11 protein-coding genes and 1 pseudogene are annotated in these 13,902 nt (G+C 71.3%); 6 read left to right on the top strand and 6 right to left on the bottom strand.

What is annotated here, in order from left to right; genetic code table 11:
- Window positions 1-235: 235 nt before the first annotated feature.
- The 3 genes from ACFWU9_RS10390 (at window position 236) to rarD (ending at window position 4,490) form a co-directional block, all read left to right on the top strand.
- Window positions 236-2,197 carry a 2-oxoacid:acceptor oxidoreductase subunit alpha gene (locus ACFWU9_RS10390; RefSeq protein WP_384316346.1) on the top strand — a complete coding sequence of 654 codons (1,962 nt, stop codon included), beginning with the start codon at window positions 236-238 and terminating at the stop codon, window positions 2,195-2,197.
- Entirely contained in the window at window positions 2,190-3,248 is a 1,059-nt protein-coding gene (locus ACFWU9_RS10385) for a 2-oxoacid:ferredoxin oxidoreductase subunit beta (RefSeq protein ID WP_189107702.1), read from the top strand. The genes ACFWU9_RS10390 and ACFWU9_RS10385 overlap by 8 nt, the downstream gene beginning before the upstream one ends.
- A 186-nt stretch (window positions 3,249-3,434) precedes the next feature.
- Window positions 3,435-4,490: an EamA family transporter RarD gene (gene rarD / locus ACFWU9_RS10380; RefSeq protein ID WP_384316343.1), complete on the top strand. Its 1,056-nt coding sequence runs from the start codon at window positions 3,435-3,437 to the stop codon at window positions 4,488-4,490.
- 303 nt (window positions 4,491-4,793) lie between these two features.
- On the opposite strand, the gene ACFWU9_RS10375 is transcribed toward rarD, so the two are convergent.
- Together ACFWU9_RS10375 and ACFWU9_RS10370 are read right to left on the bottom strand one after the other, a co-directional pair.
- Complete coding sequence (locus ACFWU9_RS10375) at window positions 4,794-5,423, bottom strand: CGNR zinc finger domain-containing protein (protein WP_384316341.1); 630 nt, start codon at window positions 5,421-5,423, stop codon at window positions 4,794-4,796.
- 165 nt (window positions 5,424-5,588) lie between these two features.
- Window positions 5,589-6,074 carry a tyrosine protein phosphatase gene (locus tag ACFWU9_RS10370; RefSeq protein WP_384316339.1) on the bottom strand — a complete coding sequence of 162 codons (486 nt, stop codon included), beginning with the start codon at window positions 6,072-6,074 and terminating at the stop codon, window positions 5,589-5,591.
- Between the two features lie 136 nt (window positions 6,075-6,210).
- Between ACFWU9_RS10370 and ACFWU9_RS10365 the strand changes: the two are divergent.
- Window positions 6,211-7,197 (top strand): annotated as a pseudogene (locus ACFWU9_RS10365) (M28 family metallopeptidase); the annotation flags it as partial.
- A gap of 127 nt (window positions 7,198-7,324) precedes the next feature.
- On the opposite strand, the gene ACFWU9_RS10360 reads toward ACFWU9_RS10365, so the two are convergent.
- From ACFWU9_RS10360 to ACFWU9_RS10345, 4 genes are all read right to left on the bottom strand, one after another.
- Window positions 7,325-8,281, bottom strand: coding sequence for an ABC transporter permease (locus ACFWU9_RS10360; protein WP_384316337.1), 957 nt, complete (start codon window positions 8,279-8,281; stop codon window positions 7,325-7,327).
- A complete protein-coding gene (locus tag ACFWU9_RS10355; protein ID WP_384316335.1) occupies window positions 8,268-9,218 on the bottom strand; it encodes an ATP-binding cassette domain-containing protein in 951 nt (316 codons plus the stop codon). The genes ACFWU9_RS10360 and ACFWU9_RS10355 overlap by 14 nt, the downstream gene beginning before the upstream one ends.
- A 182-nt stretch (window positions 9,219-9,400) precedes the next feature.
- A complete protein-coding gene (locus ACFWU9_RS10350) occupies window positions 9,401-10,672 on the bottom strand; it encodes an outer membrane lipoprotein carrier protein LolA (RefSeq protein ID WP_384316333.1) in 1,272 nt (423 codons plus the stop codon).
- A gap of 236 nt (window positions 10,673-10,908) precedes the next feature.
- Window positions 10,909-11,919, bottom strand: coding sequence for a polyprenyl synthetase family protein (locus ACFWU9_RS10345; protein ID WP_384316331.1), 1,011 nt, complete (start codon window positions 11,917-11,919; stop codon window positions 10,909-10,911).
- Between the two features lie 318 nt (window positions 11,920-12,237).
- Here ACFWU9_RS10345 and fahA point away from each other — a divergent pair, with 318 nt between their 5' ends.
- Together fahA and ACFWU9_RS10335 are read left to right on the top strand one after the other, a co-directional pair.
- Window positions 12,238-13,461 carry a fumarylacetoacetase gene (fahA, locus tag ACFWU9_RS10340; protein WP_384316329.1) on the top strand — a complete coding sequence of 408 codons (1,224 nt, stop codon included), beginning with the start codon at window positions 12,238-12,240 and terminating at the stop codon, window positions 13,459-13,461.
- Window positions 13,458-13,754 carry a hypothetical protein gene (locus ACFWU9_RS10335; protein ID WP_384316327.1) on the top strand — a complete coding sequence of 99 codons (297 nt, stop codon included), beginning with the start codon at window positions 13,458-13,460 and terminating at the stop codon, window positions 13,752-13,754. The genes fahA and ACFWU9_RS10335 overlap by 4 nt, the downstream gene beginning before the upstream one ends.
- Window positions 13,755-13,902: the final 148 nt, after the last annotated feature.

Here is a 13,902-nt window from a genome sequence, read left to right as displayed (position 1 = left end):
GGCAGCTAAGGGGTCCTAGTCCAAAAGACTGAGTTCAAATCGGCACAGACAGGGATGAACACAGAGCCCTCGGGGGCGGAGAAAACATGGCAAATTGCCACATCGAAGCGTCTCAGATCGACGTCCACCATACGAGCGGTCCAGGGAAGGCGACCCTTACCGACGTAGGGTGGCCCCTGGGTGTACCGGTCGTACCGGTCAGCCCAAGCAGCCGCCTCGAGGGAGGTCCAGTTCAGTGACCAGCCAGGTCAGTAGCCCAGCCGAGCAGGCCGACGGGGCTGACGACACGAGTGAGTCCGTCGTCGGCGATCAGCCCCCGCACGGCGTGCCCGGCGCGTCCGGTTCGAAGGAAGTCCGCCGTCTGGACCGGGTGATCATCCGTTTCGCGGGTGACTCCGGTGACGGCATGCAGCTGACGGGTGACCGGTTCACCTCGGAGACGGCGTCGTTCGGGAACGACCTGTCGACACTGCCGAACTTCCCCGCCGAGATCCGCGCGCCCGCGGGCACCCTGCCGGGCGTGTCCTCGTTCCAGCTGCACTTCGCCGACCACGACATCCTGACCCCCGGCGACGCGCCGAACGTGCTGGTCGCGATGAACCCGGCCGCGCTCAAGGCGAACATCGGCGATGTGCCGCGCGGCGCCGACATCATCGTCAACACCGACGAGTTCACCAAGCGCCCCATGGCGAAGGTCGGTTACACCACCTCGCCCCTGGAGGACGGCTCGCTGGAGGCGTACCAGCTCCACCCGGTGCCGCTGACGACGCTGACGATCGAGGCGCTGAAGGACTTCGGGCTCTCCCGCAAGGAGGCCGAGCGGTCGAAGAACATGTTCGCGCTGGGTCTGCTCTCGTGGATGTACCACCGTCCGACCGAGAGCACCGAGCAGTTCCTGCGGACCAAGTTCGCCAAGAAGCCGAACATCGCCGAGGCGAACGTGGCGGCCTTCCGGGCGGGCTGGAACTTCGGCGAGACCACCGAGGACTTCGCCGTCTCCTACGAGGTCGCCCCCGCCACCAAGGCGTTCCCGACCGGCACGTACCGCAACATCTCCGGGAACCTGGCCCTGTCGTACGGCCTGATCGCCGCCTCCCACCAGGCCGATCTGCCGCTCTACCTCGGCTCGTACCCGATCACGCCGGCCTCCGACATCCTCCACGAGCTGTCGCGGCACAAGAACTTCGGCGTCCGCACCTTCCAGGCGGAGGACGAGATCGCCGCCATCGGCGCGGCGCTCGGCGCCTCCTTCGGCGGTTCCCTCGCGGTGACGACCACCTCGGGGCCCGGCGTGGCCCTGAAGTCGGAGACGATCGGTCTGGCGGTCTCGCTGGAGCTGCCCCTGCTGGTGGTGGCGATCCAGCGCGGCGGACCCTCGACCGGTCTGCCGACCAAGACCGAACAGGCCGACCTGCTCCAGGCGATGTACGGGCGCAACGGCGAGGCGCCGGTGCCGATCGTCGCCCCGCGGACACCGGCCGACTGCTTCGACGCGGCCATCGAGGCGGCCCGGATCGCGGTCACGTACCGCACCCCGGTCTTCCTGCTCTCCGACGGCTATCTCGCCAACGGCTCCGAGCCCTGGCGCATCCCCGAGGCGGACGAACTGCCGGATCTGGCGGTGCGGTTCACCACGGCGCCCAACCACCAACTGCCCGACGGCACCGACGTGTTCTGGCCGTACAAGCGTGACCCGCAGACCCTGGCCCGCCCGTGGGCCGTGCCGGGCACCCCCGGTCTCGAACACCGCATCGGCGGCATCGAGAAGCAGGACGGCACGGGCAACATCTCCTACGACCCGGCCAACCACGACTTCATGGTCCGCACCCGGCAGGCCAAGATCGACGGCATCGCGGTGCCGGACCTCGTCGTGGACGACCCGGACGGCGCGCGCACGCTGGTGCTCGGCTGGGGCTCCACGTACGGCCCCATCACCGCCGCCGTCCGCCGGCTGCGCACCAACGGCCACCCGATCGCGCAGGCGCATCTGCGTCACATCAACCCGTTCCCGAGGAATCTGGGCGATGTGCTGAAGCGTTACGACAAGGTCGTGGTGCCGGAGATGAACCTGGGTCAGCTCGCGACGCTGCTCCGGGCGAAGTACCTCATCGACGCGCACTCCTACAACCAGGTCAACGGCATGCCGTTCAAGGCCGAACAGCTCGCCACGGCTCTCAAGGAGGCCATCGATGCCTGAGGTCAACGAGCTGCTTTCCCTCGTGCCCAAGGCCGAGGCCAAGCAGTCCATGAAGGACTTCAAGTCCGACCAGGAGGTCCGCTGGTGCCCCGGCTGCGGTGACTACGCCGTGCTGGCCGCCGTGCAGGGCTTCATGCCGGACCTCGGGCTGGCCAAGGAGAACATCGTGTTCGTGTCGGGGATCGGCTGCTCCAGCCGCTTCCCGTACTACATGAACACCTACGGCATGCACTCCATCCACGGACGCGCGCCGGCCATCGCCACCGGGCTCGCGACCTCGCGCCGTGATCTGTCCGTCTGGGTCGTCACGGGTGACGGGGACGCGCTGTCCATCGGCGGCAACCACCTCATCCACGCGCTGCGGCGCAACGTCAACCTCAAGATCCTGCTCTTCAACAACCGGATCTACGGGCTGACGAAGGGGCAGTACTCGCCCACCTCCGAGGTCGGCAAGATCACCAAGTCAACGCCGATGGGCTCGCTGGACTCGCCCTTCAACCCGGTGTCGCTGGCGATCGGCGCGGAGGCGTCCTTCGTGGCCCGGACCGTCGACTCCGACCGCAAGCACCTCACGAGCGTGCTGCGCCAGGCGGCCGACCACCCGGGCACGGCGCTGGTGGAGATCTACCAGAACTGCAACATCTTCAACGACGGTGCCTTCGAGGCGCTGAAGGACAAGGACCGGGCGCTGGAGGCGGTCATCCGCCTGGAGCACGGCGAGCCGATCCGGTTCGGGGCCGACAACTCCAAGGGAGTCGTACGGGACCCGGCGACCGGCGATCTCGTCGTCGTACCGGTGACGGCGGACAACGAACACCAGATCCTGGTGCACGACGCGCACGCCACCAGCCCGACCACGGCGTTCGCGCTCTCGCGTCTCGCCGACCCGGACACGCTGCACCACACGCCGATCGGTGTGCTGCGCAGTGTGAAGCGGCCGGTCTACGACACGCTGATGAGCGATCAGCTCGACGCGGCCGTCGAGCAGAACGGCAAGGGCGACCTGTCGCAGCTGCTCGCGGGCAACGACACCTGGACCGTGGTCGGCTGACCCGGCAGACGCGTCCGTACATCCCGGGGCCCGGATCTCGTCCTCCACGAGACCCGGGCCCCGTCATATGGCCCGCCGGTGTTCCGGGCGACCGGGCTGTCATGACCGTATGTCGATACGGACATGACAGCCCGGCCCGCCCGGCGCTACCGTCGTCGAACTGACGTGTGCGGTTCGGGAGGGCCAGTGAAGTCGGACGGGGAACAGCGCGCGGGACTGCTGTACGGGATCGGCGCCTACGGCATGTGGGGTCTGGTCCCCCTCTTCTGGCCGCTGCTCAAGCCCTCGGGCGCGGTCGAGATCCTGGCCCACCGGATGGTCTGGTCGCTGGCCGTCGTCGCGATCGCGCTGCTTGTCGTACGGCGCTGGGCCTGGGTACGGGAGCTGCTCGGCCGGCCCCGGAAGATCCGCCTGCTGGTGGTGGCCGCGACCGTGATCAGCGTCAACTGGGGCCTGTACATCTGGTCGGTCAACAACGGCCATGTCGTCGAGGCGTCCCTCGGCTACTTCATCAACCCCCTCGTCACCATCGCGATGGGGGTCCTGCTCCTCAAGGAGCGGCTGCGGCCCGCCCAGTGGACGGCGGTCGCGGTCGGTCTCGTCGCCGTACTGGTGCTGGCGATCGGATACGGGCAGCCGCCCTGGATCTCTCTGACGCTGGCCTTCTCCTTCGCGACGTACGGCCTGGTGAAGAAGAAGGTCAACATCGGCGGACTGGAGTCGCTGGCCGCCGAGACCGTGATCCTGTTCCTGCCCGCGCTCGGCTATCTGATCTGGCTCGGGGGCTCGGGTGACGCCACGTTCGGACCGGAGGGGGCGGGGCACGCCGCGCTGCTGGCGGCCACCGGTGTGGTGACCGCCGTGCCGCTGGTCTGCTTCGGGGCGGCGGCGATACGGGTGCCGCTGTCGACGCTGGGGCTGTTGCAGTATCTGGCGCCGGTGTTCCAGTTCCTGCTGGGGATTCTGTACTTCCACGAGGCGATGCCCGCCGAACGGTGGGCCGGCTTCGCGCTGGTGTGGGCGGCGCTGACGATTCTGACGTGGGACGCGCTGCGGACGTCCCGGCGTACGAGGGCGAAGGCCGAGGCGCTGCGGCGGGCGGGTGCGGAGGCGCAGGCGGTTGTGCCCGAGGCGGTTGTGCCCGGGGCGGTTGTGCCCGGGGCGGCGGCCGTACCCGCTCGGTCCGCGGACGGCGTGACGGCCGCCGGGAGAGCCGGTACGGGCGCGTCGGCCGGGGAGTGAGGCCGCGCGGCACCCAGCTCCCCCGCCCCGCCTGTCGTGGACGCGAGACCGTGGACGGCCGTCACCGCCGAGATACCGAGCGCCGAGCCGAACGGCGTCGACGCTGCACACGACGATCGACGCGCCGGTGGTCTGGACCGAGGAGCACCAGAACGAGACCGCGGCGGCGCGGGAGGAGTACGAGGACCGTGTGGCGGCGGAGGCGGCGGCGGGGGCGCGGTGCGGGCCCCCCGTCAACGCCCGTGGCCGCGGAGGGCACTTCGGGCCCCGTCCGTGCGACCCGTATCGCACCTCTCGGGGCCGTCAGTCCGCGCCCTCACCGCGCCGGGCGCGATGGGCGCGGACCTTGTGGAGATTCCCGCACCGCTCCATCGCGCACCAGCGTCTGCGGCCCGGCCGCGAGGTGTCGACGAAGAGCAGGTAGCAGTTGGGCGTGCCGCATTCGCGGATACGGTCCGCGTACGGCCCCGTGAAGAGGTCCACGGCGTCCCGTGCGACCGTGGACAGCAATTGCGCCCCCGTAGCCCCCGGCGCCCACTCCCGTGCCCCGTCAGGGCCCATCCGGGCGACGAGGGGCGCTTCTGCCGCCGCCGCGTTGAGGGTGGCGAGGTCGGAGGCGTCGGCGGGGCGGTCGAAGCGGTGGCCACCCGCGCGGTCGGCGGTGATCCGCAGTATGGCGTCCCGCAGGGCGCGGGCGGCCCGTACGTCCGTCCCGTCCACCGAGAGCAGCGGCTCAAGACCGGACGCGAGCCGGCTCTCCCCCGCCCAACGGACCAGCGCGGCGGGCCCGTCCAGCGCCTCGTCCCGCGTGAGCGCCCCGGGGCCGCCCGTCACCAGCAGCTCCAGGCAGAGGGCGCCCGGGTCGAAGCGGTAGGGGCGCCCCTCGGGGGTCCGGAGGACCATCCCGGGCGAATTCGTCGCACGACCTGCCATGTAACCAGTATAAGCGGTTACGTGGCTCCGGCTCCGGAAGCCCGCCACCGGCCCGACCGGCCCGCACGCCGGGACCACCTTGCGCGGCTCGGGCGACCGGCGGGCATCGGCTCCGTACCCGGCGGACGAACAGTCAATGGGGGGCACGCGAATCAGCGAGCGGGGTCACGCCGGTCGCAGCCCCAGCGTCCACGCCCGCTGCTCCGCGGTGTCCGGAACCGCGAGACCGCGGGCCTTTTCGATGGCCTCCCACGCGTCATCGGGCTCGGTCCCGCCCAGAATCAGGAGAGCCGCCGCCAGCAGGGACGCCCGCCCTATGCCGGCCCGGCAGTGGGTCACCACATGCGCGCCGCCCGCGAGTCGGCCGGTCAGCTCGCGCAGCGCCGGCAGGACGGCGGCCAGGTCGGGGGTGGTGCGGTCGGGGATCGGCAGGGAGACGAAGCGCAGCCCGGCCGCCTCGGCCGCCTGTTCCTCGTCGGACAGGCCCAGTTCCTCGCGCTCGGCCGGAGTCAGGGCACAGACCAGGACGTCGACGCCCGCGTCGCGCAGGGCCCGCATCTCGTCCTCCAGCCAGTCGGCTCCCCGAGGTTTGGCCATGGTGCTCAGACGTCCGGGGCCGGGGAGGGCGGCGGTGAACAGGGTGGGTCGCATGTCAGCAGCATAAGTATCCGGAGTGCGAACACGCGTGTCCGATTCCCGCTCTTGACGCTGCCTCAGGCACACGTCGACCATCAGCACGCATCCGCACCACTTCCGTCAGTCCCCGTACGGAATCCGGAGCCCCCACATGAAGCTCTCCACGTTCTCCGTTCCCGCGCGTTCCGTCCTCGTCGGCGCGCTCGCGATCGGCGGGCTGCTCGCGTCCGGCGTTCCCGCCGCGACCGCGTCACCCGCCGCCACCACGACGGCGTCCACCACGACGGCGCCCGCCACCGTCCTCGCCGCCCCCGACATATCGCTGACCAACGTCAAGGCGCATCTCACCCAGCTCTCCTCCATAGCCGCCGCCAACGGCGGCAACCGCGCCCACGGCCGCCCCGGCTATCTGGCGTCGGTCAACTATCTGAAGGGGAAGCTGGACGCGGCCGGGTTCACCACCTCCGTACAGCAGTTCACCTCCGGCGGACGCGTCGGCTACAACCTGATAGCCGACTGGCCCGGCGGCGACCCCAACCAGGTCCTGATGGCCGGTGCCCACCTCGACTCGGTGACCTCGGGCGCCGGGATCAACGACAACGGGTCCGGCTCCGCCGCCGTACTGGAGACCGCGCTCGCGGTGTCCAGAGCGGGGCTCCAGCCCACGAAGCATCTGCGGTTCGGCTGGTGGGGCGCGGAGGAGCTGGGGCTGGTCGGCTCCCGCTACTACACGAACAACCTGCCGTCCGCCGAGCGCGCGAAGCTCGACGGCTATCTGAACTTCGACATGATCGGCTCGCCGAACGCCGGCTACTTCGTCTACGACGACGACCCGACCATCGAGCAGACCTTCAAGACGTACTTCGCCGGACTCGGCGTCCCGACGGAGATCGAGACCGAGGGCGACGGCCGCTCGGACCACGCCTCCTTCATGAGCATCGGCGTACCGGTCGGCGGCCTCTTCACCGGCGCCGGGCGTGCGAAGTCCACCGCCCAGGCGCAGAAGTGGGGCGGCACGGCGGGGCAGGCCTTCGACCGCTGCTACCACTCGTCCTGCGACACGACGGCGAACATCAACGACACCGCGCTCAACCGCAACAGCGACGCGGTCGCCTACGCCATCTGGGAGCTGGGAGCCTGACGGGCGCCTGACCCGGCGGGCCGGGCGCGGCCCGGCCCCCGGGCCCGCCCGGCCCGGGTCGAACGACAACCTCGGAGGTCTGTCGTTCGGCCCGGCCCGGCTCGGACCGGATCAGGCGGCGCCCTCACGCACTGATGTCCTTCGCCGTGAAACGCGCCCAGGCCGCCGAGCCGAACACGGCCGCGTACACACCCTGGAGACCGAGATTCCTCAGCACGTCGTCCCAGTAGAACGGCTCGCGGAGCAGATCGGCGAAGGACAGCCAGTAGTGCGGGAAGAGATACGGATGGATCCCGTGCAGCTGCGGGATCGTGTCCAGGATCTGCACCGTGATCACCAGCCCCACCGTCGTGGCCATGGCCGCGATCCCGCTGTTGGTGAGGGTCGAGACGAAGAGCCCGAGGGCCGCGAGTCCGATCAGTGACGCGGCCACGACGAGCGCGATCAGCACCGCCCTCACGAGCCCGTCGGCGAACGAGATGCTGGTGCCCGAGATGGTCGTGACGTCGCCGAGCGGGAAGAGCAGCGCGCCCACGATCAGCGCGGAGACCGCCACCGCCAGGGTCGCGGCCAGACAGAACACCAGCGTCGCCGCGTACTTGGCCAGCAGCAGCCGCGTCCGGCCGGCCGGCGCGACCAGCAGATAGCGCAGCGTGCCGCCGTTCGCCTCGCCCGCGACCGCGTCGCCGGCGATGACGCCGACGGCCATCGGGAGGAAGACGGGCAGCGTCGCGGCGAGCGCGGCGAAGACCAGGAACAGCCCGTTGTTGGTGATCTGCGTGAGGAAGGCCGGGCCCGCTCCGCCCTCCGGCCCGCCACCGCCGCCGACCGAGCCCCCGTCGCTCGTCTCGATCTTGATCGCGATCCCGATCAGGACCGGTACGGCTGCCAGCACGCCCAGCAGCGCGAGCGTGCGCCAGCGGCGGAAGGTCGTGGTCAGCTCGGAGCGGAAGAGCCCGAGCGTCCAGAGGGGCGAGAGGGAACGCCTCCCGGCCCCCGGCGCGGTACCCGCGGCCTCCGGACCACCCCCCGGACCGCTCTTCGGGCCGCCGTCCGAATCCACTACCTCAGCCGGCGACATCGAATCCCTCCCCGGTCAGTGCCACGAACGCGTCCTCCAGCGAGGCCCGTTCGACCCCGAAGGCCCTTACGCGCACTCCCGCCCGTACGAGCGCCGCGTTCAGCTCCGCCGGATCGGCCGGCTCCCCCTCGTCGGAGACGGCGAGCTCCCCGCTCACCCGGTCCCCGGCGACCGTCACGTCGGTGACGCCCAGCTCCTTCAGCACCCGGGCCGCGTCCGCCGGATCCGGCGTCGTGACCGCGAGCCGCCCCCGGGTGCCGGCCGCCAGCTCGGCGACCGTGCCCTGGGTCAGCAGCCGCCCGCGTGCCATCACGGCGGCATGCGTGCACACCTGTTCGATCTCGTCCAGCAGATGGGAGGAGAGGAAGACCGTCGTACCCTCCCCGGCGAGCTCCCGCACGAGCGCCCTGATCTCGCGCATGCCCTGCGGGTCGAGGCCGTTGGTCGGCTCGTCGAGCACCAGGAGCCTGCGCGGCTGGAGCAGCGCGGCGGCGAGCCCGAGCCGCTGCTTCATACCGAGCGAGTACGCCTTCGCCTTCTTGCCGCCCGCGGCCGTGAGCCCGACCCTCTCCAGCGCCTCGGCCACCCGGGCCCGCCGGGTGCGCGGGTCGGCCGTCGGGTCGGCGGAGTCGTACCGCAGGAGATTGTCGCGGCCGTTCAAGTACCCGTACAGCGCGGGTCCTTCGATCAACGCGCCGACCTGCGGCAGTACGGCCCTGGCGGCGCGCGGCATGGCCCGGCCGAGGACCGAGGCCGTGCCCGCGGTCGGTTCGATCAGGCCCATCAGCATCCGGATGGTGGTGGTCTTCCCCGAGCCGTTGGGGCCGAGGAAGCCGAAGACGCTGCCGGCCGGCACGGCGAGGTCGAGACGGTCGACGGCGAGCTGCCCGCCCCGGTAGCGCTTGGTGAGCCCGCGTGTCTCTATGACGACGCTCATCCCTCGCCCTTCCCTTCCCGACCGGTCCCTCCGGTCCCGCCGGCCGCCCGGCCGACGCCGGCGCGCGGACAGCGGTCCGCCCCGCCGTACGGAGCGTACGACGGGGCGGCCCATCCGTGCGCGGTGCCGGGAGCCCCCGCGGCGTCACACCGCGGCAGCGCCCGGCGCCGTCCCGCTTCGCGCTACTTCGCCTCGTTGGCGGCCTTCACCAGCGTGTCCTTGGTGACCGCTCCGACGAAGACCTTGCCGTCGTCCGTCATCAGCGCGTTCACCAGGCGCGTCTTGAAGACCGTGCCCGAACCGAACTTGCCCTCGGCCTTGTCGCCGAGCGCGTCCATGAACTGCCGGGCCTCGGCCGGCATGTCCTTGGACGCGGCGGCCGGGGCCTTGGCACCGGTGTCGAGCTGGACCACCGTGGTCCAGCCCTCGCCGATCACGTTCGGCTCCGACCCGAGGTCCTTGGCGTCCTTGGGCGCCTTGTGCGCCAGGTCGCCGCCGGCCGCCTTCGGCCCGTCCGCCTCCGTCACCTTCGCGCCCTTGGGGGGCGTGAAGTCGAAGGTGGACGCGGACGGCCGGGAGAAGTCGACCTTGGTGAAGCCGACGTCGATCACGGCCTTGCCACCGCTGCTCGGCAGGAGCGTGAACTTCAGCGGCGTACCGGTCTTGGAGTCGACCGCCACCTTGACGGAGCCGACCGTCGAACCGGCCTGCTTGGGCTTGATCACCAGCTGGTAGGCGTCACGGCCCGCGATCCGCGCCGTGCCGTCCACCGTCACCGAGGTCGTGTCGCCGGAGGCTTTCAGGGCCTCCCGCGCGAAGTCCTGCGGCGTGGCGGGCAGGTCCTTCGGAACGGCCTGGTCCTTGCCGTGCGCGCCGTTCTTGCCCTTCTCCACGCCCTTCGCCGCGCCGGCCGGAGCCTTGGCGTGGTACGCCTCGTTGGAGGAGCTGTCGTACGCCCAGACCTCGCCGGCGTTGTGGATCAGGCTGTACTCGGCGGCGCTGTCCAGGATCGACAGGCGCTGCTTGTCGGGGCCGTCGGTGGCCACGCGCAGGGTGTGCTCCCCGGAGGCCAGTTCCATCAGCTTGCCGGTGGGCTCCGCGGCCGAACCGCCGTCCTTGCCGTTGTCGGCCCCGCCCTTCGGCGCGAGCGCTCCGGCGGCCGAACCGCCGAGGCCGCCGAGCGACGGGATGCCGAGGTCGGTGGTGATCTTGACCGTGCCGGACAGCCGCTCCGTGTCGGACGCCGCCATCTTCTCGATCAGCTGCGCCGCGGTGATCTTCGGCAGGTCCGGGTCGCCCGACGCGGCGAGCGCGGGGACGAGTCCGATGGTCGCCGCGGCCACTCCGGCCACCGCGACCGGGACCACATAGCGCGCCGCTCTGCGACTGCCCGCCGGAAGGTCCTCGGCCTCGTCGGTCCCGCCGGTGATCTGTGCGCTGTCGTTCGGTGCCATGTGTGCCCTACCTCCGTGGTCGGCGGCTTCCGTCCTTCACACTCGTCCACCCCTTGCCGCCATTCTCACTCGAATTGGTCCGGGGTGGTGTTCTCCATAAGACCAAATCGGCTAATCGGAAGCGTCAGCCCGCGGGCGCAACCTCGCGTACTGCTCTGGGATGACAGCCGGACCGTCCGGCTCCCCCAACCAGTAGGGGACGGCCGGACGGGCGTCGGGGGCGTCAACAGGCGTACTCAGCCCGCCCGGTGGACGACCGCGTCGCACAGCTCAAGCAGCGCGGACTTCGCGTAGCACTCGGGCAGCGGCGCGAGCGCCGTACGCGCCTCCTCGGCGTACCGGACGGTGTCCCGCCGCGCCTGCTCCAGCGCCGGGTGGGCGCGCAGCCTGTGCAGCACCTCCGTGTGCCGGGCGTCGTCGGTGAGGTCGCCGTCCAGGAGTTCGACCAGCTCGATGTCCTCCGGGCGGCCGTGCGCCTCCGCCTGGGCCCGCAGCAGCAGCACCGGCAGCGTGGGGATGCCCTCGCGGAGGTCGGTGCCCGGGGTCTTGCCGGACTCGTGGGAGTCGCTGGCGATGTCGAGGACGTCGTCGGCGAGCTGGAAGGCGACGCCGAGCCGCTCACCGTACTGCGTGAGGGTGTCGATGACCGTCTCGTCGGCGCCGGACGTCAGGGCGCCGAAGCGGCCCGACACGGCGAACAGGGCGCCGGTCTTGCCGGCGAGCACGTCGAGGTAGTGGCTGACCGGGTCGCGCCCGTCGCGGGGACCGGCGGTCTCCAGGATCTGGCCGGTCACCAGCCGCTCGAACGCCTCGGCCTGGATCCGTACGGCCTCGGGGCCGAGGTCGGCCAGGATGTGCGAGGCGCGCGCGAAGAGGAAGTCACCGGTGAGGACGGCGACGGAGTTGCCCCAGCGGCTGTTGGCGCTGTCGACACCCCGGCGTACGTCCGCCTCGTCCATCACGTCGTCGTGGTAGAGCGTCGCCAGGTGGGTCAGCTCGACGACGACGGCCGCCGGGACGATCCCCGGGGCGTACGGGTCGCCGAACTGGGCCGCCAGCATCACGACCAGCGGCCGGAACCGCTTGCCTCCGGCGCGCACCAGGTGCTGCGCCGCTTCCGTGATGAAAGGGACCTCGCTCTTGGTGGCTTCGAGGAGACCCGCCTCCACGGCCGACAATCCGCTCAGGACATCGGCTTCAAGAGCCGGGTCCCGCACGCTCAGCCCGAACGGCCCGACGACGGTCACGAGGGGTACTCCTGTCTGCTGACGATCACATGGATTGTCGATGTGTCGCTGCTGTCATTCAAGTCAGCGTATCCGGTCGAGTTTCGATCACCATGGGCGCCTTCCCGGCTCCACCCGTATGTTCGTGATCAGTAAATACGACCCGAACTGACCCCTTATGCCCGCACCCCCTGCCCGTTCGGGCTACCGCCGGTAGGTTCCCCTAACTCCCCGCCGTACTCCGGCTCTTTCGGTCATTGCGCGCTTTTCACCACTGCCGCCGCTGGGCAACACCGACGTAACGTGTCCCGCATCGATCCGGAAAGCGAGGCAGCACCCATGCCCGAGCAGAGCCCGCTCGAAGTGGCCGAGGGCGACCCCTTCGGTCCGCACAACCTCCCCTACGGCGTCTTCAGCACGGCCGACCGGCCCGAGCGGCGCCGGCTCGGGGTCCGCGTCGGCGGCCATGTGCTCGACGCGGGAGCAGCCGCGCACGCGCTGGGCTCCCCGTACGCCGCGCTGCTCGACCAGCCGTCCCTCAACCCCCTGATGGCCGCCGGACGCACGGCCTGGCGCGATGTGCGCCGCGCGCTCACCGCCTGGGTCACCGTGCCCGCCCACCGGCCCGACATAGAGCCGCTGCTGCACCCGCTCGGCTCGGTGACGATGCATCTGCCGTACGAGGTCGCCGACTGGGTCGACTTCTACGCCAGCGAGAACCACGCCACCAACCTGGGCCGGATCTTCCGGCCCGACGGCGAGCCGCTGACCCCGAACTGGAAACATCTGCCGATCGGTTACCACGGCCGCGCGGGCACGGTCGTCGTCTCCGGTACCGACATCGTGCGCCCGTCCGGGCAGCGCAAGGGACCGGCAGACGCCGCCCCCGTCTTCGGTCCTTCGGTCCGGCTCGACATCGAGACGGAGGTCGGCTTCGTCGTCGGCGCCCCCTCGGCGATGGGCCGCTCCGTGGAGCTGGCCGCCTTCGACGACCACGTCTTCGGTCTCTCGCTGCTCAACGACTGGTCCGCGCGGGACATCCAGGGCTGGGAGAACGTGCCCCTGGGGCCGTTCCTCGGCAAGTCCTTCGCCACGTCCGTCTCGGCCTGGGTGACGCCTCTGGAGGCCCTGGACGCCGCGCGGGTCGCTCCCCCGCCCCGTACGCATCCGCTGCTGCCCTATCTCGACGACGCGGACGAGGAGGTGCCCGGCGGCTTCGACCTGCGGATCACGGTCACCCTCAACGGCCAGGTGCTCTCGGAACCGCCCTTCGCGGGCATGTACTGGACCGCGGCGCAGCAGCTGGCCCATATGACCGTGAACGGCGCCTCGCTCCGTACGGGCGATCTGTACGGCTCCGGCACCGTCAGCGGCCCCGAGCGCGACCAGTGCGGCTCCCTCATCGAGCTGAGCTGGAACGGCACCGAGCCGATCGAACTGGCCGACGGCAAGCGGACGTTCCTGGAGGACGGCGACGAGGTCGCTCTCACCGCCTGGGCCCCGGGCCCGGACGGCACCCGCGTGGGCCTCGGCGAGGTGACCGGCCGGATCGTCCCCGGGTGAGGTCCCTCCGGCGTTCGCTGCTGCCGCTGCTCGTCCTGCTCACCGTGCTGGGCGCGGCCCTCGCCCTCCGGGACCGGGGCGCCGGCCCCGGCTACGCGGACGGCTACACCTTCGGCCGCGACAAGGGCCCGGCCGGGCATCTGGGCGGAGCGGACGCGACCGACACCGGGGCGGCCACCTCCGAGTGCGGGGAGCACGCGGAGACCGACGGCGTGCGGACGAACGACGACTGGACGGCCGGCTGTGTGGACGGCGCGCTGGGCCTCCCGCGGAGGCCGCCCCCGGACTCCTGAGGGAGACCGCCCCCGGGCTTCCGGGAGCCGGTGAACGGAGCGGGGGGGCCCCCCCGGGGGGGGGGGCCCCCGCCGCGGCCCCGCCCGGCCGGGGACCCCCCCCCAACCCCCCCCCCGCGCCCCCCGGCGCGGGCAAGAACAGCCGCGG

Origin of the sequence: Streptomyces sp. NPDC058653, assembly GCF_042716895.1 — a bacterium.
Taxonomy (GTDB): domain Bacteria; phylum Actinomycetota; class Actinomycetes; order Streptomycetales; family Streptomycetaceae; genus Streptomyces.
Note: the sequence above shows the minus strand (reverse complement) of the source record. Positions and strands in the feature narration are given on the sequence as shown.

Bases quoted from the DNA above. Each gene is read 5' to 3' on its own strand.
- ACFWU9_RS10385 (WP_189107702.1), top strand. From the start codon at position 2,190: ATGCCTGAGGTCAACGAGCTGCTTTCCCTCGTGCCCAAGGCCGAGGCC.
- ACFWU9_RS10375 (WP_384316341.1), bottom strand. From the start codon at position 5,423: ATGGCAGGTCGTGCGACGAATTCGCCCGGGATGGTCCTCCGGACCCCC.
- ACFWU9_RS10370 (WP_384316339.1), bottom strand. From the start codon at position 6,074: ATGCGACCCACCCTGTTCACCGCCGCCCTCCCCGGCCCCGGACGTCTG.
- ACFWU9_RS10360 (WP_384316337.1), bottom strand. From the start codon at position 8,281: ATGTCGCCGGCTGAGGTAGTGGATTCGGACGGCGGCCCGAAGAGCGGT.
- ACFWU9_RS10355 (WP_384316335.1), bottom strand. From the start codon at position 9,218: ATGAGCGTCGTCATAGAGACACGCGGGCTCACCAAGCGCTACCGGGGC.
- ACFWU9_RS10350 (WP_384316333.1), bottom strand. From the start codon at position 10,672: ATGGCACCGAACGACAGCGCACAGATCACCGGCGGGACCGACGAGGCC.
- fahA (WP_384316329.1), top strand. From the start codon at position 12,238: ATGCCCGAGCAGAGCCCGCTCGAAGTGGCCGAGGGCGACCCCTTCGGT.